Source organism: Pseudomonas sp. MYb13, from assembly GCF_002980075.1.
Classification (GTDB): domain Bacteria; phylum Pseudomonadota; class Gammaproteobacteria; order Pseudomonadales; family Pseudomonadaceae; genus Aquipseudomonas; species Aquipseudomonas lurida.
Genome location: NZ_PCQI01000014.1, coordinates 87,451 through 108,606, shown reverse-complemented (window position 1 = coordinate 108,606; position 21,156 = coordinate 87,451). Strand labels below are relative to the sequence as shown.

The following is a 21,156-nucleotide window of genomic DNA, read 5'->3' as shown; positions in this document are numbered from 1 at the left end:
CCCGATCCACACGCTGGTTTGCCGGCGATAGCATCACCCCGAGTCAACTCCATGACTGAGGTGTTTGCATCGCTGGCAAGCCAGAGCCAGTTCCTTTAGTCGTTGGGCCAAGGACTGCGTTTCGACCCGACATAGAAAAGGCCCCGACACGAATGTCGGGGCCTTTAATGACCACATCCTTGTGGCCGGTCGCATGAACCTGTGGGGTACTTCGAGTGGATAACTAGCTCACTCTTTGCCGCCTAGTTCAGACGAAATCCTCTAGCGTTACTCTGCTTTCAGGCCATCGGCCGATACAGCTTTAACGCCTTTGATTTTCTTGGTGATATTCACCGCGGTAGTTTTCTGGGCTTCAGTGACCGCTACGGTCGAAGACAGGGACACTACGCCTTTGTTGGTTTCGACTTTGATGTCGGTGCCTGGGATGCCTTTCTCGGTGACCAGGTCAGCTTTCACTTTAGTGGTGATCCAGGTGTCCGAGGTGGACTCTTTGGCGCCCGCTGCTGCGCTTTTGGTTTTGTCGACGTTGTCAGCCTTGGTCGCGCCGCCAGCCATCAGGCCGTCAGCCGAAACGGCGGTTACGCCTTTGATTTTCTTGGTGATTGCTACAGCAGTAGCCTTCTGAGCGTCAGAGATGGCAACTGTCGACGACAGGGAAACCACACCTTTGTTGGTTTCAACCTTGATGTCCGAACCCGGAATGCCTTTCTCGGTCAGCAGGTCAGCTTTCACTTTGGTGGTGATCCAGGTATCCGAGGTGGACTCTTTAGCCTTGGTCACTTCACCGGCCGCCAAAGTCATTGGGGCTTGGGAAGTCTGAGCAAAGGCAACATTAGCACCCATGGCCAGGGTCAGAGCGGTAGCAGTAGCGAGAGCGAACTTCTTCATACGAGTAACTCCTGTTTTATTAAAAGTCTGCAGTGTGTGAACCTTGATGCTGCAGCGTTAACAGGGTTATTGCAGGCAGTGTGCCAAGTCCGAATCGCAGAATAAATCCTTACAAAACAATAAGTTATGAAATAGCGTGATTTTCGGAATCGTGCAACTTGCATGAAGCCAGCCATCCCTGCATGCAAGTTGCGGCTTTTGGAGCCTGGTAAGCGTCTGATTATTCGGCCTTTTCCCGCAGGCATAAAAAAAGGACTCCGAAGAGTCCTTTTTTCAGCGTGAGCTTTAAGCGTGATTAAACGCCCGAAGCCTTGGCTGCTGCTACGTCCTTGATGGACAGCTTGATACGGCCGCGGTTGTCCACGTCCAGTACCAGCACTTCCACTTCCTGGCCTTCTTTGAGAATGTCAGTCACTTTCTCAACGCGAGCGTCGCTCAGCATGGAGATGTGAACCAGACCGTCTTTGCCCGGCAGGATGTTGACGAATGCGCCGAAGTCGACGATGCGCTCAACCTTACCGACGTAGATCTTGCCGATCTCGGCTTCTGCGGTGATGCCCAGAACGCGCTGACGCGCGGCTTCTGCAGCTTCCTTGGTTTCGCCGAAGATCTTGATCGAGCCGTCGTCTTCGATGTCAATCGACGCCTTGGTCTCTTCACAGATCGCACGGATGGTCGCGCCGCCTTTACCGATGACATCACGGATTTTGTCGGTGTCGATTTTCATCGCGATCATGGTCGGAGCATTTTCCGACAGCTCGGTACGGGACTGACCAATGATCTGGTTCATCTGGCCGAGGATGTTCAGGCGCGCTTCCAGGGCTTGGCCTAGGGCGATTTCCATGATTTCTTCGGTGATGCCCTTGATCTTTATGTCCATCTGCAGCGCGGTCACACCTTTGGCGGTACCGGCTACTTTGAAGTCCATGTCGCCCAGGTGGTCTTCATCGCCCAGGATGTCGGTCAGGATGGCGAACTTCTCGCCTTCTTTAACCAAGCCCATGGCGATACCGGCAACCGGTGCCTTCATCGGCACACCAGCGTCCATCAGCGCCAGGGAAGCACCGCAAACGGAAGCCATGGAGCTGGAACCGTTGGACTCGGTGATTTCCGACACAACACGAATGGTGTAAGGGAACACGTCAGCAGCCGGCAGCATGGCCTGAACCGAACGACGGGCCAGACGGCCGTGACCGATTTCGCGACGACCAGCACCGCCCATGCGACCACACTCGCCCACCGAGAACGGAGGGAAGTTGTAGTGCAGCATGAAGGGGTCTTTTTTCTCGCCTTCCAGGGTGTCCAGCAGCTGTGCGTCACGTGCAGTACCCAGGGTCGCAACGACCAGGGCCTGGGTTTCACCACGGGTGAACAGGGCCGAACCGTGAGTCTTCGGCAGCACGCCGACTTCGATGTTCAGCGGACGTACGGTGCGGGTGTCACGACCGTCGATACGTGGCTTGCCGTTAACGATGTTTTCGCGAACGGTGCGGTATTCGATTTCACCGAATGCAGCTTTGACGTCGCTGGCAGAAGGCTGGCCTTCTTCACCGGACAGCTTGGCCACGACCTGGTCCTTCAACTCGCCCAGGCGAGCGTAACGGTCGGCCTTGACGGTGATGGTGTAGGCATCGGAGATGGCAGCGCCGAACTCGGAGCGGATAGCACCCAGCAGTTCGGTGGCTTCCGGGGCAGCAGCCCAGGTCCAGGTTGGCTTGGCAGCTTCGGCGGCCAGTTCGGTGACAGCCTTGATGACCGCCTGGAATTCGTCGTGGGCGAACAGCACAGCACCCAGCATCTGGTCTTCGGTCAGCTCTTTGGCTTCCGATTCAACCATCAATACGGCTTCCGAGGTACCGGCAACGACCATGTCCAGGCTCGATGCTTTCAGTTGCTCGTAAGTCGGGTTGAGCAGGTAGCCGGTGCTTTCGTGGAAGGCAACGCGGGCAGCGCCGATCGGACCATCGAAAGGAATACCGGAGATGGCCAGGGCAGCCGAGGTACCGATCATCGCAGCGATGTCCGGATCGGTCTTCTTGCTGGTGGAAACGACGGTGCAGACAACCTGCACTTCGTTCATGAAGCCTTCTGGGAACAGCGGACGGATCGGACGGTCGATCAGTCGGGAAGTCAGGGTTTCTTTCTCGGAAGGACGGCCTTCGCGCTTGAAGAAACCGCCAGGGATCTTACCGGCAGCGTAAGTCTTTTCCTGGTAGTGAACAGAAAGAGGGAAGAAGCCTTTGCTCGGGTCAGCGGTCTTGGCGCCAACAACGGTCACCAGTACGGTAACGTCGTCGTCAACGGTAACCAGCACTGCGCCGGAGGCTTGACGGGCGATACGGCCTGTCTCGAGGGTAACGGTCGACTGACCGAACTGGAATTTTTTGATAACCGGGTTCACGGTGTCCTACCTTCTTTGTGGCTCTTGGGGAACTTGTCTTCTTGCGAAATTCTTGGGCAATGCCGGGAATCGGCCCGACGCTAGTCCAGGGTAAAACGTGTATCCAGATAAAACTTGAGGCTGGGAGCCTGCCATGGGCCAGCAGGAATCCCACTGACACACGGCAGACAACCAACCTCTAGCGCAATCGCTTATTAGCGACGCAGACCCAGGCGACCGATCAGAGTCTGATAACGACCCAGATCCTTGCCTTTCAGGTAGTCCAGCAGCTTACGGCGCTGGTTTACCATGCGGATCAGACCACGACGGGAGTGGTGATCTTTACCGTTGGCCTTGAAGTGACCTTGCAGCTTGTTGATGTTGTGGGTCAGCAGTGCAACTTGCACTTCTGGCGAACCAGTGTCACCAACAGCTTGCTGATAGTCAGCAACGATTTGTGCTTTTTCTTGAACGTCGAGAGCCATGAGGCAATCCTTTTTTCAGGAAACCACCCAAAGGGCAGTTTCAACAGGCCAGGGACAAATCCCTGTATCTAAAAATGAGTGTTGACCGTGCCTGTTAACAGCCACACTCGTTCGGTCATTCTGACCGAATCAGTCGACGTGGCGCGATGCGCCCGTCTTCGCTCACTTCACCGATACCGATAAAGCGACCGTTATGATCCTGTACCCGCACCATGCCGAACTTCGGGGCATCCGGGGCACGTACCGGCTGGCCGTTGAGCCAGTAGAACGCGCTGTGCTCCGAAAAGTGCAGCAATGGCCAATCCAGCAAACCGCTGTCCGATGGCATCAGGAAACGATCGACCGCTTCGTTGCCGCCTTCGGCGTGTACGGCTTCCAACTCTTCCAGCGTGACGGTCTGGGCCAGGCTGAAAGGACCTGCCTGGGTGCGTCGCAGTTCTGCAACGTACGCGCCGCAACCGAGCTTTTCACCGATATCTTCCACCAGGGTACGGATATAGGTGCCTTTGCTGCAGTCCACGGCCAACCGGGCGGTGTCGCCTTCACAGGCGAGCAATTCCAAGCGCGCAATAGTAACAGAACGCGGTTCGCGCTCCACTACTTCGCCCGCACGTGCCAGCTTGTAAAGAGGCTGTCCATCACGCTTGAGCGCCGAGTACATCGGCGGTATCTGACTGATTTCTCCACGAAAACCGGGTAAAACGGCTTCGATATCAGCACGACCAACGGTCACGTCGCGAACCTGCAAAACATCACCTTCGGCATCCGCCGTGGTGGTGGTCTTGCCCAGTTGCATCAGGGTTTCGTAACCCTTGTCGGAATCGAGCAGGTACTGCGAAAACTTGGTGGCCTCGCCAAAGCACAACGGCAGTACACCGGTGGCCAAGGGATCGAGGCTGCCAGTGTGCCCGGCCTTTTCGGCGTTGAGCAGCCAGCGGACCTTCTGCAACGCAGCATTGGAGGTAAAGCCAATGGGCTTGTCGAGCAGAATGATGCCGCTGACATTGCGACGGATACGTTTGACCTGAGCCACCGCTTACTCCTTGGCGTCTTCAGGTGTGGACGGATGCTGGCTGTCTTCAGCCACGGCGCGCTCGATCAGTGCCGACAGGTGCGCACCACGCACGACGCTTTCGTCGTAGTGGAAGTGCAACTGAGGAACACTGCGCAGCTTCATTTCACGGGCCAACTGCATGCGCAGGAAACCTGCAGCCGAGTTGAGCACCTTGATGCTTTGCGCGATCTCTTCGCTGCTGTCCTGCCCCATCACGGTGATGAAGATCTTGGCGTGACCCACGTCACGGCTCACTTCTACGGCGGTGATGGTGACCAGGCCAACGCGAGGGTCTTTGACTTCGCGACGGATCAGTTGGGCCAGCTCGCGCTGCATCTGATCGCCGATACGCTGGGTACGGCTGTATTCTTTTGCCATGTCTTGTTACCTGTTACTGCCACACGGTGAAACCCGTGGGGTCTGAAAGCGGCAAACGCCCGGCCTGACAAAAGCCAGACCGGGCGTTGCGTTTAGAGTCCGTACGCAGCGAGGGGCATTTGCATGCCCACACGCCGCGTGGCTCCGGAAGTGCGCGAGTTAGAGGCTGCGAGCAACCTGAACCTTCTCGAAGACTTCGATCTTGTCGCCCACCTTGACGTCGTTGTAGCTCTTGACGCCGATACCGCATTCCATGCCGGCACGTACTTCAGAAGCGTCATCCTTGAAGCGGCGCAGGGATTCCAGCTCGCCTTCGAAGATAACGATGTCTTCACGCAGTACACGGATTGGACGGTTACGGTACACGGTGCCTTCGACAACCATGCAGCCGGCGATCGCGCCGAATTTCGGCGAGCGGAACACGTCACGTACTTCGGCGATACCCAGGATGTTCTCCCGGACGTCGCTGCCAAGCATGCCGGTGAGGGCTTTCTTGACGTCTTCGATGATGTCGTAGATGACGTTGTAGTAACGCATGTCCAGGCCTTCCTGCTCGACGATCTTGCGAGCGCCAGCATCGGCACGCACGTTGAAGCCGAACAGTACAGCGTTGGAAGCCAGTGCCAGGTTGGCGTCGGATTCGGTGATACCACCGACACCGCCACCGACAACGCGCACTTGCACTTCGTCGTTACCCAGGCCATTCAAGGCGCCGTTCAACGCTTCGAGGGAACCACGTACGTCAGATTTGAGGACGATGTTAAGCGTCTTCTTCTCTTCCTGGCCCATGTTCTCGAAGATGTTTTCCAGCTTGCCGGCGTGAGCACGGGCCAGCTTGACCTCACGGAACTTGCCTTGACGGAACAGAGCCACTTCACGGGCTTTCTTCTCGTCGGCAACTACGCTCATCTCGTCACCAGCGTCCGGGGTACCGTCCAGGCCGAGGATCTCGACCGGGATAGCAGGACCTGCTTCCTTGATTGGCTTGCCGTTCTCGTCGAGCATGGCACGCACACGGCCGTAGTTCGAACCGACCAGCACCATGTCGCCTTGGCGCAGGGTACCGTCTTGAACCAGGACGGTCGCAACCGGGCCACGGCCCTTGTCGAGACGGGATTCAACCACAACGCCACGGCCTGGAGCCGATGGAGTAGCGGTGAGTTCCAGAACTTCGGCTTGCAACAGAACAGCTTCGAGCAGCTCGTCAACGCCGGTACCCATCTTCGCGGAGACCGGTACGAATGGAGTGTCGCCACCCCACTCTTCGGACGTCACGCCGTGAACCGACAGTTCGCTACGGATGCGATCGAGATCGGCGCCCGGCTTGTCGATTTTGTTCACAGCGACAACCAACGGAACGCCAGCTGCCTTGGCATGCTGAACGGCTTCGATGGTTTGTGGCATCACGCCATCGTCCGCTGCAACCACCAGGATCACGATGTCGGTCGCCTTGGCACCACGGGCACGCATTGCGGTAAACGCGGCGTGACCAGGAGTATCGAGGAACGTCACCATGCCACGGTCGGTTTCAACGTGGTAAGCGCCGATGTGCTGGGTGATACCGCCGGCTTCGCCCGCAGCAACCTTGGCACGACGGATGTAGTCGAGCAGGGACGTTTTACCGTGGTCAACGTGGCCCATTACGGTCACGACCGGTGCACGGGAAACCGCCTCACCTTCAAACTTCAGGGACTCGGCCAGGGAATCTTCCAGGGCGGTGTCGCTGACCAGGGTCACTTTGTGGCCCAGCTCTTCAGCAACCAGTTGGGCAGTTTCCTGATCCAGTACCTGGTTGATGGTGGCCGGAGTACCCAGCTTGAACATGAACTTGATGATTTCAGCTGCCTTGACCGACATCTGTTGGGCCAGATCGCCCACAGTGATGGTCTCGCCGATCTTCACTTCACGCACGACAGGGCCGGTTGGGCTCTGGAAACCGTGGGCGTTGCGTTTCTTCAGCTTGGCCTTGCCGCGACCACCACGACGGAAGCCATCGCTTTCTTCGTCGGTAGTGCGTGGAGCAACGCGTGGAGCAGGCGCTTTCTCTTTGACCGAAGCACGATGTGGAGCGTTTTTGCGCTCGCCATCGCCACCACCACCGCGACGATTGTTATCGTCAGCACGTGGCTTGTCCGGACGACGAGGTTCGTCGCGTTTACGGGCGTCAGCAGCAGGTGCCGGTGCAGCGGCAACCGGAGCGGCCTCACGCACAGCTTCTACTGGGGCGCTAGGTGCGGCGACCGCTTCAGTGGCAGCAGGTTGCGCAGCAGCAGGCTGGCGACGCGCTTCTTCTTCGGCGCGACGCTTGGCTTCTTCTTCAGCCTTCTGACGAGCAGCATTTTCTACTGCGCGACGTTCTTCCAGTTCGCGTTTGCGCTCGGCTTCGATTTCTTCCGGGCTGCGCTGTACGAAGACTTTCTTCTTGCGTACTTCAACGCTGATGCTCTTGCTACCAGCAACACGCAGGGTGCTGGTGGTTTTGCGCTGCAATGTAATCTTGCGCGGTTCTTCCACTTTCGCCTTGTGGCTGCTCTTCAAGTGAGTCAGCAAAGACTGCTTCTCACTGTCGCTCACACCTTCGTCGGCGGCGGTGTGCGGCAGACCTGCCTCACGCATCTGCTGCAACAGGCGCTCTACCGGTGTTTTGACCTCATCGGCCAGTTGTTTCACCGTGACTTGCGTCATGCACTTCTCTCCTCAGGCCGCGCCTAGTTACTCGAACCAATGGGCTCGGGCGGCCATGATCAACTTGCCGGCACGATCATCGTCAATGCCGTCGATGTCGAGCAGATCGTCAATAGACTGCTCGGCCAGGTCTTCGCGGGTAATTACGCCGCGCACCGCCAGTTCCATCGCCAAATCCTTGTCCATACCCTCAAGCGAGAGCAGGTCTTCGGCCGGATGGGCGTCTGCCAGCTTTTCCTCAGTAGCGATGGCTTTAGTCAACAAACGATCCTTGGCCCGAGCGCGAAGCTCGTTGACGGTGTCTTCGTCAAAGCCGTCGATGTTGAGCATTTCTTCCAACGGTACGTAGGCAATCTCTTCCAGGCTGGTGAAGCCTTCATCTACCAGCACCTGCGCCAGGTCTTCATCGACTTCCAGCTCTTCGATAAAGTTGCGCAGGATGTCACCGGTTTCAGCTTGCTGCTTAGCCTGGATGTCCGATTCGGTCATCACGTTCAGGGTCCAACCGGTCAGTTGGCTGGCCAGACGCACGTTCTGACCACCACGACCAATGGCCTGAGCCAGATTGTCTGCGCCAACGGCGATGTCCATTGCATGGGCATCCTCGTCAACGATAATTGCCGCCACTTCAGCCGGCGACATGGCGTTGATCACGAACTGCGCCGGGTTATCGTCCCACAGCACGATGTCCACACGCTCACCGCCCAATTCGCCCGACACTGCCTGGACGCGCGAACCGCGCATACCGATGCAAGCGCCTTGCGGGTCGATGCGTTTGTCCTTGGAACGGACCGCGATCTTGGCGCGCGAACCCGGGTCGCGGGACGCAGCCATGACTTCGATCAGGCCTTCGGCGATTTCCGGCACTTCGATACGGAACAGCTCGATCAGCATTTCCGGCGCGGTACGCGACAGGATCAGCTGCGGGCCGCGGTTCTCGGTGCGGATTTCCTTGAGCAGCGCACGCAAGCGCACGCCGACACGGAAGGTTTCGCGAGAAATGATGTCTTCACGGGCCAGCAACGCTTCAGCGTTGTTGCCCAAATCGACGATCACGTTGTCGCGGGTCACTTTTTTCACGGTGCCAGAGATGATTTCACCCAGGCGTTCGCGATAGGCGTCAACGACTTGAGCGCGCTCGGCTTCGCGAACCTTCTGCACAATGACCTGCTTGGCAGTCTGTGCAGCAATACGGCCGAACTCGATCGATTCGATCTTTTCTTCGACGACATCACCGACCTTGGCGCCAGGATGCGTTTCAGCAACCTTGCTTGGCCAGGTTTCGATGGCCGGATCATCAAGATCGGCTTCTTCGACGACCGTCCAGCGACGGAAAGTCTCATAGGCACCGGTGTGGCGGTTAATTTCCACACGCAGATCAACTTCGTCTTCAAAACGCTTTTTGGTAGCAGTGGCCAGAGCCAGCTCCAGCGCCTCAAAAATCACGTTTGCCGGTACGCCCTTTTCATTGGATACCGACTCAACAACCAGCAGTACTTCTTTGCTCATCGTACGCCTCGCCTTTCGCAAGCCATTGGATCCGCGGGATCCGCGTCTCAGTCAAAACTGGGAATAATGTTGGCCTTGTCGATCATATCGATCGGCAACAGGAATTCATGGTCTTCTACCTGCACCACGACATCCTGTTCTTCTACACCGCGCAGAAGGCCCTGAAAGTTGCGTCGCCCTTCAAAAGGAGACCGCAGCTTGATCTTCACTTGTTCACCGGCAAATTTTGCAAACTGATCAATAGTGAACAGTGGGCGTTCCATGCCTGGCGAGGAAACTTCGAGGGTGTATTCAACGGAGATTGGATCTTCAACATCCAGCACACCGCTGATTTGACGGCTGACAATGGCACAATCGTCCACCAGCACGCCGCCCTCTTTATCGATATAAACGCGCAACATTGAGTGGCGACCTTGAGCCGAAAACTCAATACCCCAGCATTCATAGCCTAGGGCCACGACCACCGGGGCCAACAAGGCCTGCAACTCTTCTAGCTTGCTCGACACCTGAACCCCCTCGTGCATGTATGTGCATGCTGTGCAAAATAAAAAAATGGGCGAAACGCCCATCCTTGAAACGCCGTCGAACAGCGGCGTTGAAAGTGTCCAGCTAACAAAAAGCCCCTTAAAAGGGGCTCCGCTAAAACTGGTTGCGGGGGCCGGATTTGAACCGACGACCTTCGGGTTATGAGCCCGACGAGCTACCAGACTGCTCCACCCCGCGACAAAGCTGGGGCGGAAGTATACGACCGATCCCTTACAGGGTCAATGTAACCTTCCACCTACAAGAAAGCCCGCAACAGCGGGCTCTCCTGATAATTGGTACCGAGAAGGGGACTCGAACCCCTACACCCTATGGGCACAACCACCTCAAGGTTGCGTGTCTACCAATTCCACCACCTCGGCAATACAGCGTTTACAACCCTTCTTACTTCTGCTCTTGAGCTGGAGGTACGTCAGTCGCTGGAGTAGCCGACTTTTGCTCTTGAAGCACCGGGACATCATCAGAAGCCGGTTTTGCTTTTGGTACTTCCAACACTGCTGGGTTTGGGAGACCTACTTGAGTCAGCACATGAGCTTTCTCTTTAGCAAAGTAACCTAACCCTAAGCTGGTTATGAAGAAACCGGCGGCAAGTATAGCAGTAAACTTACTAAGAAAGGTAGAGGAACCTTGGCTTCCGAACACAGTATTTGAAGCACCTGCACCGAAAGACGCACCAGCATCCGCACCTTTACCCTGTTGCAACAAAACCAGGGCAACTACGCCCAGGGCAGCCAACAGATGAAAAACGACTACGACTGTTTCCAGCATTTTTTCAGTTTCCCGCGGCGCGACAGATCGCACCGAACTCATCTGCATTCAGGGAAGCTCCACCAATGAGCCCCCCATCGATATCCGGCATGCCGAACAGTTCGACCGCATTGGCCGCCTTCACGCTGCCGCCGTATAGAAGACGCACACCTTGTGCGACTTCAGAATTCTCTGCCGCCAACTGCGCGCGAATGGCTGCATGCACATCCTGCGCCTGTTGCGGTGTAGCAGTCAGCCCGGTGCCAATGGCCCAGACCGGCTCGTAAGCAATGACCGCGTTGGCAAACGCACCAACACCCAGCTCCTCGATGATGCTGCCCAACTGACGCGAGACAACCTCAAGAGTCTTGCCCGATTCGCGCTGCTCCAGGGTCTCCCCTATGCACAACACTGGAATCAAGCCACAAGCCTGTGCCGCTGCGAACTTGCGATTGAGTGTTCCATCACGCTCGCCCATCATCTGACGGCGCTCGGAGTGCCCGACAAGCACATAGGAACAACCCGCATCGACCAGCTGACTCGGCGAAATCTCACCGGTCAACGCACCTTGCATCGGTTCCACCGCAGAGTTCTGCGCGCCGACCTGGATCGACTTGCCTTTCAAGCCATCAACCACTTGGTTGATATGCAGGCAAGGCGGAAAAACCGCTACATCAACACCGCTAGGCAAGGCCAAGTGACGAAGGCCATTGATCAGCTCAGCGACACTGGCGCGGGTACCGTGCATCTTCCAGTTACCAGCTACCATAGTGCGACGCATGCTGTACCTCGTCGGTCAAAGTGGGCGCAGATGTTACCCAACCACATCATCACTGGCAAGCCGAATTCAGGCGCAAACTTCAGTTACCAGTTTTGCCAGGTCCTCGGCATGGGCGCGAACCTGTGTTTCGTCATCACCTTCGACCATGACGCGCACCAGAGGCTCTGTGCCAGACTTGCGCAACAGCACTCGACCACGCCCCGCCATTGCCACGGTGACGCGCTCGCACGCTTCCTTGACAGCCGGGTGCTCGATCGGGTTTTCACCGCCGGCAAAACGCACATTGAGCAGCACTTGCGGACACTTGCGCAGCGCCTGGCGCGCCTGGGCCAGACTCTCTTCGCGACGACGCAACGACAGCAGCACCTGCAGCGCAGCGATGATCGCATCGCCCGTAGTGGTGTGCTGGAAGCAGACAACATGCCCGGAGTTCTCGCCACCTACCTGCCAGTTACGCTCGAGCAGCTCGGCAATCACATATCGGTCACCGACGTTCGCGCGCACGAACGGGATACCCAGGTCTGCCAAGGCCAACTCAAGCCCCAGGTTGCTCATCAGCGTACCGACGACACCCCCTTGCAGCTTGTTGCGCTCATGCAGGTCGCGGGCAATGATGAACAGGAGGTCGTCACCATCAACGATGGCACCCGTGTGATCCACCATCAGCACACGGTCGCCGTCACCATCAAAGGCAATACCCAGGTCGGCATGCTCAGCGAGGACGGCTGCCTGCAATTGCTCCATATGCGTGGAGCCGCAGTTGTCATTGATGTTCAGGCCGTTAGGTTGGGCCGACAGCACCGTCACGTCCGCACCCAATTCCTTGAATACGCTTGGCGCCACTTTGTAGGTCGCACCATGGGCGCAATCGACCACAATCTTCAGGCCGGCAAAATTGGTGCTGCTCGGCACGCTGCTCTTGCAGAATTCAATGTATCGGCCAGAGGCGTCGTTGATACGCGATACCTTGCCCAGCTTGCTGGATTCGACCACGGTCATCGGCGCATCCAGCAGCTCTTCGATCATCAACTCGATCTCGTCCGGCAGCTTGGTGCCCTGGCCCGAGAAGAATTTGATGCCGTTGTCATCATGAGGATTGTGCGAGGCACTGATCACAATACCGGCTTCGGCGTGGAAGGTACGCGTCAGGTAAGCGATTGCCGGCGTCGGCATAGGCCCCAGCAGCATGACATCGGCGCCCGCGGCAGATAGCCCCGCTTCCAGTGCCGACTCAAACATGTAGCCGGAGATACGGGTGTCCTTGCCCACCAGGATGCGGCAGGCGCCCATGCTGCGGAACGCCATACCCGCCGCCCAACCCAGCTTGAGCATGAAATCAGGAGTAATCGGGAATTCGCCGACCCGACCACGGATACCGTCGGTGCCAAAGTATTTTTTAGTCATAAGTGCTCCATCATTCTTATTCGGCTGATTCTACCGCGGCAATCATGCGCACCACATCCACCGTCTCGGCGACATCATGCACACGCAAAATACGCGCGCCTTTGCTTATTGCAAGCGCTGCCAGTGCAAGACCACCGTACAGCCGCTCACCCACCGGACGATTCAGCGCAAGCCCTATCATGCTCTTGCGTGAAACACCGACCAGAAGAGGTCGACCAAGGTCATGCAGGGATTCCATATGCTTGAACAGGCTTAGATTGTGTTGCAGGGTCTTGGCGAAGCCGAAGCCGGGATCGAGGATGATTTTTTGCTCGGCAATCCCCGCCGCAGCGCATTGAGCCATCCGATCGGCGAGAAAACCACTCACTTCGCCAACGAGATCGTCGTAGTGAGGGCTGTCTTGCATGTTCCCGGGCTCCCCCAGCATGTGCATCAGGCACACCGGCAACCCGGTAGCAGCAGCGGCATCCAGGGCACCGTCGCGCTGAAGGGAGCGCACATCGTTGATCAACCCCGCGCCCAGACGCGCCGTTTCGCGCATCACGGCAGGCGTCGAGGTGTCGACCGAGATGATCACATCCAGCTCACGCGCAATGCGCTCGACTATCGGTGCAACCCTCTCCAGCTCCTCCAAGGGAGAAACCAGGCGAGCGCCAGGCCGAGTCGACTCACCCCCCACGTCGATCAGGGTCGCCCCCGCAGCCACCATTGCCTCAGCGTGGCGCAATGCAGCATCCAGCTGGCTGAAGCGGCCGCCGTCAGAAAAGGAATCGGGGGTTACATTAAGAATGCCCATGACATGTGTATGGGCCAAATCAAGAACCCGGTTGCCGCAAGGCAACCGGGTAGAGGACAACGCAGAAGTCATTTCAAACCTTAGTGGTCAGCTGCAGGACCGCCGATCGGGGTTTCAGGGCGCTCGTTCTGAACCACTGGCGGCGTGCCAGAGGTGCCCGAACCACCTTCCCAGTCGCGAGGTTCACGCGGCGTGCGACCAGCCATGATGTCGTCAATCTGGTCGGCATCAATGGTCTCGTACTTCATCAGCGCATCCGCCATGGCATCCAGCTTGTCGCGGTTGTCGGTCAGGATCTGCTTGGCCGTGCCGTAGCACTGGTCAATGATGCTGCGCACTTCGGAGTCGATCAGCTTGGCTGTCTCACCGGAGAAGCTGGCGCTCTGACCGCCACCGCCACGACCCAGGAACACCTCGCCTTCTTCCTCGGCATACATCAACGGACCGAGTTTTTCCGACAAGCCCCACTTGGTCACCATGTTCCGTGCGATCTGGCTGGCACGCATGATGTCGTTGGAAGCACCGGTCGTCACGCCGTCGAAGCCCAGGGTCATCTCTTCAGCAATACGTCCACCGTAGAGCGAGCAGATCTGGCTGATAAGTGCGCGCTTGGAGAGGCTGTAGCGATCCTCTTCCGGCAGGAACATCGTGACACCCAGTGCCCGACCACGAGGAATGATCGACACTTTGTAGACCGGGTCGTGCTCAGGCACAACGCGACCGACAATGGCGTGACCCGCTTCGTGATAGGCAGTGTTCTGCTTCTCTTTTTCAGACATGACCATGGATTTGCGCTCGGCGCCCATCATGATCTTGTCTTTGGCCAATTCGAACTCTTTCATCTCCACGATGCGCTTGCCGGTACGGGCAGCGAACAACGAAGCTTCGTTGACCAGGTTGGCCAGGTCGGCACCGGAGAAGCCTGGGGTGCCGCGCGCAATTACGGCCGGAGCCACGTCGTCACCCATTGGGACTTTGCGCATGTGTACTTTGAGGATCTGCTCGCGACCACGGATATCCGGCAAGCCAACCACGACCTGACGGTCGAAACGGCCTGGACGCAGCAAGGCAGGGTCCAAGACGTCAGGACGGTTGGTTGCAGCGATCACGATGATCCCGTCGTTCATTTCAAAGCCGTCCATCTCAACCAGCAATTGGTTGAGAGTCTGCTCACGCTCATCATGACCACCGCCCATGCCGGCACCACGATGGCGACCAACGGCGTCGATTTCATCGATGAAGATGATGCAAGGCGCATGCTTTTTAGCCTGTTCGAACATATCGCGAACACGGCTGGCACCGACGCCGACGAACATCTCGACGAAGTCAGAACCGGAAATGGTGAAGAAAGGCACCTTGGCTTCGCCGGCAATCGCCTTGGCCAGCAAGGTCTTACCGGTACCCGGAGGACCGACCATCAGTACGCCGCGTGGAATGCGGCCACCCAGGCGCTGGAACTTGCCCGGGTCGCGCAGGAACTCGACCAGCTCGCCCACTTCTTCCTTGGCTTCGTCGCAACCGGCAACGTCAGCCAGGGTGGTTTTCACCTGGTCCTCGGAGAGCAGGCGTGCCTTGCTCTTGCCGAAGCTCATCGGCCCGCCCTTGCCTCCCGCACCGCCTTGCATCTGGCGCATGAAGAACATGAACACGGCGATGATCACCAGGATCGGGAAGCTGGCAACCAGCAACTGGGTCCAGATGCTCTGCTGCTCAGGCTGCTTGCCTTCGACAACGACGTGGTTATCCACCAGGTCGCCGATCAGACCGTTGTCCTGAATTGCCGGACGAATGGTCTTGAAGCTGTCGCCATCGTTGCGTTTGCCGGTGATCACGTAGCCATCAACCGCCACGCGCTCGACCTTGCCATCCTTAACTTGCTGGATGAAGTCGGAATAGTTGAGGGTCTGCGGCTCGTTAGGGCTGGAGAAGTTGTTCATCACCGTCACCAGGACAGCCGCGATGATCAACCACAGGATCAGATTCTTTGCCATATCGTTCAATTAACTACCCTCTGAAGCAAGCTCCGCTACTGGCGCGTGCTTCGCATGATATTCACCGGCCTAACTTACTACATTACCTACAACACTGGCAGGCGCCGTCTGTAACCCTTTGTGAAACTTTGACTACACAATATTCGTAAAGCTTCGTGACGAAAGCGATATAAAAAAACCTATCGACTCCCTTCAAACCTTTAAAGACGCTCATCACTGGCGGCGCCTTCGATGCCGCGGAAGCCCCGCGCCAACAGGTATTGCTCGCGAGACCGGTCACGAGAAGAGTCCGGTTTACGCATCTGAACCTTGTCGAACAGCTTGCGGATGTTCTTGTGGTACTCGTCGAAGCCTTCACCCTGGAAGACCTTGACCAGGAAATCACCCCCCGGACGCAATACCCGACCCGCCAGATCCAGTGCCAACTCGCACAGGAACATGGCGCGCGGCATATCAACAGCCGGTAATCCACTCATATTGGGGGCCATGTCGGAAATCACAAGGTCCACCTGCGAATTTCCTACAGCTTCCAGGATCTCGGCCAGCACAGCGTCCTGGGTAAAGTCACCGTGCACAAAGGTCACGTCCGGGATGCTGTCCATCTCCAGGATGTCAGAAGCGATCAAGCGGCCTTGCCCACCAATCAGACGACTGGCCACCTGGGACCAGCCACCCGGGGCGGCGCCCAGGTCGATCACGCTCATGCCTGGGCGAAACAATTTGTCCTTGTCCTGGAGCTCCAGCAGCTTGTAGCTGGCCCGGGAACGGTAGCCGTCCTTTTGCGCCTTTTTGACGTAAGGATCGTTGAAATGTTCTTGTAGCCACTTAAGGCTGGTTTTGGAACGGGCCACGGGCCACCTCGAAAAATAAAACGGGTCGTGATTAACTGGGCGGTCCCGGACTCGCTCGGGTAAACTGGCCGCCGCTTTTTACAAGATCAGACGCAGGGGTCAGATTATGCCGCTCACTCAAGAGCAGAAGAAACAGTACAAATCCATTGGCCACCATCTGAAACCAGTTCTGATTGTGGCAGATAACGGTTTGACTGAAGGTGTGTTAGCCGAATTCGAACGTGCACTGAACGATCATGAACTGATCAAGATCAAGGTCAACATCCTTGATCGCGAAGCGCGCCTGGCCGCCATTGCAGAGCTGTGCAAGGTGGGCAAAGCGGACCTGGTCCAGGTCATCGGCAAGATGGCGCTGCTGTATCGCAAGAACTTCAGCGTCAACAAGCAACTGTCGAACGTACACCGCTTCAAGTAATCGTTGTCAAACGACAACAAGGGTCAAGGGCGTGCTTCGCGCGCCCCGCCACTCCACCCAGGCGCCGGCTGTATAACCAGCACCAGGCCGGAGAACCCTAGCACAAGATAGCTGAATAGCTGCCAGCGCAACGCTTCCGGCAACCAGACATGCACCACGCAAAACATTGCGCATGCATACAGCGCCATCAACAGCAGTTGCCCGCGAATATCCCGCCACAAACTCCCCAGACCCTCGGCCTTGACCAGCACCAACGCCTGGAGCGTCACGCACGCCGCCGCAAAACTCACCAGCAACGCACTGAGTAATCCATCGATCTCGTCGATCAGTAACGGCGCCAAGCCAATCAGGCCCAGCGCCGGCAGTACACCAATATGCAGCAACCACAGGCCACCCACCCAAAGCATCTGGGAGAGCTGCCAAAGCATGGCGCCTGCACGGAGCGGGCGCCGCCTTTCAGACGTGGCGAACTTCAACGATCTCGTACTCGATCACGCCGCCTGGCGTCTTCACAGCCACCACATCACCTTCTTCCTTGGCAATCAAGGCGCGGGCAAGCGGCGAACCGACAGAGATCTTGCCGAGTTTGAAGTCAGCCTCATCTTCGCCAACGATGTGGTAGACCACGCTTTCATCAGTCTCGACGTTGGCGATTTCCACGGTAGTGCCGAAAATCACCTTGCCGGTCTTCGGAATGGTCGTCACGTCGATAACCACCGAGTTCTGCAGGCGGCCTTCGATATCACGGATCCGCGCCTCGACCATCCCTTGCTGCTCGCGAGCAGCGTGGTATTCGGCGTTTTCCTTCAGGTCACCCAGTTCGCGGGCCGTACCGATGTCCTGGCTCAGCTTTGGACGTACGACCTTGGTCAGATGGGCGTGCTCCTCTTCCAGGGCCTTGAAGCCCTGGACGGTCATTGGGTATTTGGTCATGCCTTCAATCCTGCGTGTAGATCCTGCAAGCGACGTACGGTCTTTTCCGGACCGAACTTGAGCGCTTCGCAGATAGCTTCGCCAGCAGCAATGGTGGTGGTGCAGTAGATCTTGTGCTGCAAGGCGTTACGACGAATGGAGTAGGAGTCCGCGATCGACTGGCGACCTTCGGTCGTGTTGATGATCAAGGTGACTTCGTCATTCTTGATCATGTCGACCACGTGCGGACGGCCTTCCGTCACCTTGTTCACGCGACGCACTTTCAGGCCGGCAGCTTCGATCAGCTTGGCGGTCCCGGCAGTGGCCACGACTTCAAAGCCCAAGTTGATCAGATCACGGGCCACGCCTGCAACCAGTGGCTTGTCATCATCACGCACACTGATGAACGCAGTACCACCGGTCGGCAGCACTTCGCTGGCACCCATCTGGGCCTTGGCGAAGGCTTCACCGAAGGTATCGCCAACACCCATCACTTCACCGGTGGACTTCATCTCTGGGCCCAGGATCGGGTCCACACCAGGGAACTTGGCGAATGGGAACACCGCCTCTTTCACGCTGTAGAAGTTAGGAATGATTTCCTTGGTGAAGCCGATTTCCTTCAGGGTCTTACCGGCCATCACGCGAGCAGCGATCATCGCCAGGGACACACCGATGCACTTGGAAACAAATGGCACGGTACGCGAAGCGCGCGGGTTGACCTCGATGACGTAGATGTCCTCGCCTTGCAGCGCCAACTGTACGTTCATCAGGCCGACCACGCCCAGCTCCAGGGCCATTTTCTTGACCTGTTCGCGCATCTCGTCCTGGATGTGTGCCGGCAGCGAGTACGGCGGCAGCGAGCACGCGGAGTCACCGGAGTGAACGCCCGCCTGTTCGATGTGCTGCATGATCGCGCCGATCACCACGTCGGTACCGTCGCACACCGCGTCCACGTCCATTTCAATGGCGCAGTTGAGGAAGTGGTCCAGTAGCACCGGGCTGTCGTTGGACACTTTCACCGCATCACGCAGGTAACGCTTGAGTTCTTCTTCTTCGTAGACGATTTCCATCGCGCGGCCGCCCAGTACGTAGGACGGACGCACCACCAGCGGGTAGCCGATCTTGCTGGCTGCACGGATGGCTTCATCTTCGCTGCGCACGGTGGCGTTTGGCGGCTGACGCAGGTTCAGGCGCTCAACCATTTGCTGGAAGCGCTCGCGGTCTTCTGCACGGTCGATAGCGTCCGGGCTGGTACCGATGATCGGCACGCCGGCCGCTTCGAGGGCACGTGCCAGTTTCAGCGGGGTTTGGCCGCCGTACTGGACGATCACGCCCTTCGGCTTCTCGACGCGCACGATTTCCAGCACGTCTTCCAGGGTCACTGGCTCGAAGTACAGGCGATCGGAGGTGTCGTAGTCAGTAGAAACAGTTTCCGGGTTGCAGTTGACCATGATGGTCTCGTAGCCGTCTTCGCGCAGCGCGAGAGCAGCATGGACGCAGCAGTAGTCGAACTCGATACCCTGGCCGATACGGTTCGGACCGCCGCCCAGGATCATGATCTTGTCGCGACCCGACGGCGCGGCTTCGCACTCTTCCTCGTAGGTGGAGTACAGGTACGCGGTATCGGTGGAGAACTCGGCCGCGCAGGTGTCAACGCGCTTGTAGACCGGGAAGATCTCCAGCTTGTGGCGATGAGTACGCAGGTTCTTCTCGGTCACGCCCAGCAGCTTGGCCAGACGCTGGTCGGAGAAGCCTTTGCGCTTGAGGCGGAACATCATGTCGCGGTCGATGCTGGCCAGGCCCAGGGTCTTGACCTTCTCTTCTTCCTTGATCAGATCTTCGATCTGTACCAGGAACCACGGGTCGATCATGTTCATGCCGAAGATGTCTTCGACGGTCATGCCGGCGCGGAAGGCGTCAGCCACGTACCAGATACGCTCGGCGCCCGGCACAGTCAGCTCGCGCTTGAGCACGCTCATGCTTTCCGGGTTGCTCAGGTCGAGTTTTTCGTCCAGGCCGCAAACGCCCACTTCCAGGCCGCGCAGGGCTTTCTGCAGGGATTCCTGGAACGTACGACCGATGGCCATGACTTCACCCACAGATTTCATCTGGGTGGTCAGGCGCGCGTCAGCCTTGGCGAACTTCTCGAAGGCAAACCGTGGCAGCTTGGTCACAACGTAGTCGATGGACGGTTCGAAGGACGCCGGGGTCTTGCCGCCGGTAATGTCGTTCGACAGCTCGTCCAAGGTATAGCCCACGGCCAGTTTGGCCGCGACCTTGGCGATCGGGAAGCCGGTGGCTTTCGAAGCCAGGGCCGACGAACGCGATACGCGCGGGTTCATCTCGATCACGACCATACGGCCGGTGTTCGGGCAGATGCCGAACTGGACGTTGGAACCGCCGGTTTCCACGCCGATCTCGCGCAGCACCGCCAGGGAGGCGTTACGCAGGATCTGGTATTCCTTGTCGGTCAGGGTCTGTGCCGGCGCAACGGTGATCGAGTCACCGGTGTGCACGCCCATCGGGTCGAAGTTTTCGATCGAGCAGACGATGATGCAGTTGTCCTTCTTATCGCGGACAACCTCCATCTCATATTCTTTCCAGCCGATCAGGGATTCGTCGATCAGCAGCTCTTTGGTCGGCGACAGGTCCAGGCCACGGGCGCAGATTTCTTCGAACTCTTCACGGTTGTAAGCGATACCGCCACCGGTGCCGCCCATGGTGAAGGACGGACGGATGATGCACGGGAAGCCCAGGGTCTCGAGGACCGCATTGGCTTCTTCCATGCTGTGGGCGATACCGGAACGTGGGCACGCCAGGCCGATGGACTTCATGGCCTTGTCGAAACGCGAACGGTCTTCCGCCTTGTCGATGGTGTCGGCATTGGCGCCGATCATCTCTACGCCAAACTTTTCCAGGACGCCTTCGCGCTCCAGGTCCAGGGCGCAGTTCAACGCGGTTTGGCCGCCCATGGTTGGCAGCAGCGCGTCCGGACGCTCTTTTTCGATGATCTTGGCAACGGTCTGCCACTTGATCGGCTCGATGTAGGTGGCGTCGGCCATGGCCGGGTCGGTCATGATGGTGGCCGGGTTGGAGTTCACCAGGATGACGCGATAGCCCTCTTCGCGCAGGGCTTTACAGGCTTGGGCGCCGGAGTAGTCGAATTCGCAGGCCTGGCCGATCACGATCGGGCCAGCGCCGAGAATCAGGATGCTTTTTATGTCTGTACGTTTTGGCATGGGTTTGTCACTCAAATCCGCAGGTCAGTCGGCAAGCCGTCTTGAACAATCTTTGAAAAGCCCGCGAGGGCCGCCGAAATTCGGGGCCGCCCGCAAGC

At 57.9% G+C, this 21,156-nt stretch carries 18 protein-coding genes and 2 tRNA genes; 1 reads left to right on the top strand and 19 read right to left on the bottom strand.

What is annotated here, in order from left to right:
• Positions 1-267: 267 nt before the first annotated feature.
• From CQ002_RS22145 to rlmE, 16 genes are all read right to left on the bottom strand, one after another.
• The gene (locus CQ002_RS22145; protein WP_003212178.1) at positions 268-888 is read right to left on the bottom strand and encodes a BON domain-containing protein; all 621 of its coding nucleotides are present in this window, start codon (positions 886-888) and stop codon (positions 268-270) included.
• A 295-nt stretch (positions 889-1,183) separates the two neighbouring features.
• Positions 1,184-3,289 (bottom strand): polyribonucleotide nucleotidyltransferase, encoded by a 2,106-nt coding sequence (gene pnp / locus CQ002_RS22140; protein ID WP_017528788.1) that lies wholly within the window; start codon positions 3,287-3,289, stop codon positions 1,184-1,186.
• Between the two features lie 194 nt (positions 3,290-3,483).
• On the bottom strand, positions 3,484-3,753 hold the full coding sequence (gene rpsO / locus CQ002_RS22135) for a 30S ribosomal protein S15 (RefSeq protein WP_003177875.1): 270 nt from the start codon (positions 3,751-3,753) through the stop codon (positions 3,484-3,486).
• 115 nt (positions 3,754-3,868) lie between these two features.
• Entirely contained in the window at positions 3,869-4,786 is a 918-nt protein-coding gene (truB, locus tag CQ002_RS22130; RefSeq protein WP_010206595.1) for a tRNA pseudouridine(55) synthase TruB, read from the bottom strand.
• Between the two features lie 3 nt (positions 4,787-4,789).
• Complete coding sequence (gene rbfA / locus CQ002_RS22125) at positions 4,790-5,185, bottom strand: 30S ribosome-binding factor RbfA (protein WP_016973761.1); 396 nt, start codon at positions 5,183-5,185, stop codon at positions 4,790-4,792.
• A gap of 159 nt (positions 5,186-5,344) precedes the next feature.
• On the bottom strand, positions 5,345-7,870 hold the full coding sequence (gene infB, locus CQ002_RS22120; RefSeq protein WP_025857113.1) for a translation initiation factor IF-2: 2,526 nt from the start codon (positions 7,868-7,870) through the stop codon (positions 5,345-5,347).
• Between the two features lie 27 nt (positions 7,871-7,897).
• Entirely contained in the window at positions 7,898-9,379 is a 1,482-nt protein-coding gene (nusA, locus tag CQ002_RS22115) for a transcription termination factor NusA (protein ID WP_025857112.1), read from the bottom strand.
• Between the two features lie 47 nt (positions 9,380-9,426).
• Complete coding sequence (gene rimP / locus CQ002_RS22110; RefSeq protein ID WP_003235029.1) at positions 9,427-9,885, bottom strand: ribosome maturation factor RimP; 459 nt, start codon at positions 9,883-9,885, stop codon at positions 9,427-9,429.
• 140 nt (positions 9,886-10,025) lie between these two features.
• Positions 10,026-10,102, bottom strand: a tRNA-Met gene (locus CQ002_RS22105).
• 96 nt (positions 10,103-10,198) lie between these two features.
• A tRNA-Leu gene (locus CQ002_RS22100) sits at positions 10,199-10,284 on the bottom strand.
• Between the two features lie 22 nt (positions 10,285-10,306).
• Entirely contained in the window at positions 10,307-10,690 is a 384-nt protein-coding gene (gene secG / locus CQ002_RS22095; RefSeq protein ID WP_010206600.1) for a preprotein translocase subunit SecG, read from the bottom strand.
• Positions 10,691-10,694: 4 nt separating this feature from the next.
• Positions 10,695-11,450: a triose-phosphate isomerase gene (gene tpiA / locus CQ002_RS22090; RefSeq protein ID WP_034107068.1), complete on the bottom strand. Its 756-nt coding sequence runs from the start codon at positions 11,448-11,450 to the stop codon at positions 10,695-10,697.
• Between the two features lie 66 nt (positions 11,451-11,516).
• Positions 11,517-12,854, bottom strand: coding sequence for a phosphoglucosamine mutase (gene glmM / locus CQ002_RS22085; RefSeq protein ID WP_034107070.1), 1,338 nt, complete (start codon positions 12,852-12,854; stop codon positions 11,517-11,519).
• A 16-nt stretch (positions 12,855-12,870) separates the two neighbouring features.
• On the bottom strand, positions 12,871-13,722 hold the full coding sequence (folP, locus tag CQ002_RS22080; protein ID WP_069078287.1) for a dihydropteroate synthase: 852 nt from the start codon (positions 13,720-13,722) through the stop codon (positions 12,871-12,873).
• Positions 13,723-13,730: 8 nt separating this feature from the next.
• Entirely contained in the window at positions 13,731-15,641 is a 1,911-nt protein-coding gene (gene ftsH / locus CQ002_RS22075) for an ATP-dependent zinc metalloprotease FtsH (RefSeq protein WP_032803717.1), read from the bottom strand.
• A 200-nt stretch (positions 15,642-15,841) separates the two neighbouring features.
• Positions 15,842-16,492 (bottom strand): 23S rRNA (uridine(2552)-2'-O)-methyltransferase RlmE, encoded by a 651-nt coding sequence (gene rlmE, locus CQ002_RS22070; protein ID WP_010206606.1) that lies wholly within the window; start codon positions 16,490-16,492, stop codon positions 15,842-15,844.
• A gap of 106 nt (positions 16,493-16,598) precedes the next feature.
• Here rlmE and CQ002_RS22065 point away from each other — a divergent pair, with 106 nt between their 5' ends.
• Entirely contained in the window at positions 16,599-16,907 is a 309-nt protein-coding gene (locus CQ002_RS22065; RefSeq protein WP_010206607.1) for a YhbY family RNA-binding protein, read from the top strand.
• A gap of 23 nt (positions 16,908-16,930) precedes the next feature.
• On the opposite strand, the gene CQ002_RS22060 is transcribed toward CQ002_RS22065, so the two are convergent.
• The 3 genes from CQ002_RS22060 to carB are packed head-to-tail and all read right to left on the bottom strand — an operon-like array spanning position 16,931 to position 21,058.
• A complete protein-coding gene (locus tag CQ002_RS22060; protein WP_069078288.1) occupies positions 16,931-17,335 on the bottom strand; it encodes an MFS transporter in 405 nt (134 codons plus the stop codon).
• A 28-nt stretch (positions 17,336-17,363) separates the two neighbouring features.
• Positions 17,364-17,840, bottom strand: coding sequence for a transcription elongation factor GreA (gene greA, locus CQ002_RS22055; RefSeq protein ID WP_003235048.1), 477 nt, complete (start codon positions 17,838-17,840; stop codon positions 17,364-17,366).
• Positions 17,837-21,058, bottom strand: coding sequence for a carbamoyl-phosphate synthase large subunit (carB, locus tag CQ002_RS22050; protein WP_010206612.1), 3,222 nt, complete (start codon positions 21,056-21,058; stop codon positions 17,837-17,839). The genes greA and carB overlap by 4 nt, the downstream gene beginning before the upstream one ends.
• Positions 21,059-21,156: the final 98 nt, after the last annotated feature.

Coding starts and splice junctions, on each gene's coding strand:
- CQ002_RS22145 (WP_003212178.1), bottom strand. CDS start 888: ATGAAGAAGTTCGCTCTCGCTACTGCTACCGCTCTGACCCTGGCCATG.
- rpsO (WP_003177875.1), bottom strand. CDS start 3,753: ATGGCTCTCGACGTTCAAGAAAAAGCACAAATCGTTGCTGACTATCAG.
- rbfA (WP_016973761.1), bottom strand. CDS start 5,185: ATGGCAAAAGAATACAGCCGTACCCAGCGTATCGGCGATCAGATGCAG.
- infB (WP_025857113.1), bottom strand. CDS start 7,870: ATGACGCAAGTCACGGTGAAACAACTGGCCGATGAGGTCAAAACACCG.
- nusA (WP_025857112.1), bottom strand. CDS start 9,379: ATGAGCAAAGAAGTACTGCTGGTTGTTGAGTCGGTATCCAATGAAAAG.
- secG (WP_010206600.1), bottom strand. CDS start 10,690: ATGCTGGAAACAGTCGTAGTCGTTTTTCATCTGTTGGCTGCCCTGGGC.
- tpiA (WP_034107068.1), bottom strand. CDS start 11,450: ATGCGTCGCACTATGGTAGCTGGTAACTGGAAGATGCACGGTACCCGC.
- glmM (WP_034107070.1), bottom strand. CDS start 12,854: ATGACTAAAAAATACTTTGGCACCGACGGTATCCGTGGTCGGGTCGGC.
- folP (WP_069078287.1), bottom strand. CDS start 13,722: ATGACTTCTGCGTTGTCCTCTACCCGGTTGCCTTGCGGCAACCGGGTT.
- ftsH (WP_032803717.1), bottom strand. CDS start 15,641: ATGGCAAAGAATCTGATCCTGTGGTTGATCATCGCGGCTGTCCTGGTG.
- CQ002_RS22065 (WP_010206607.1), top strand. CDS start 16,599: ATGCCGCTCACTCAAGAGCAGAAGAAACAGTACAAATCCATTGGCCAC.
- CQ002_RS22060 (WP_069078288.1), bottom strand. CDS start 17,335: ATGCTTTGGCAGCTCTCCCAGATGCTTTGGGTGGGTGGCCTGTGGTTG.
- greA (WP_003235048.1), bottom strand. CDS start 17,840: ATGACCAAATACCCAATGACCGTCCAGGGCTTCAAGGCCCTGGAAGAG.
- carB (WP_010206612.1), bottom strand. CDS start 21,058: ATGCCAAAACGTACAGACATAAAAAGCATCCTGATTCTCGGCGCTGGC.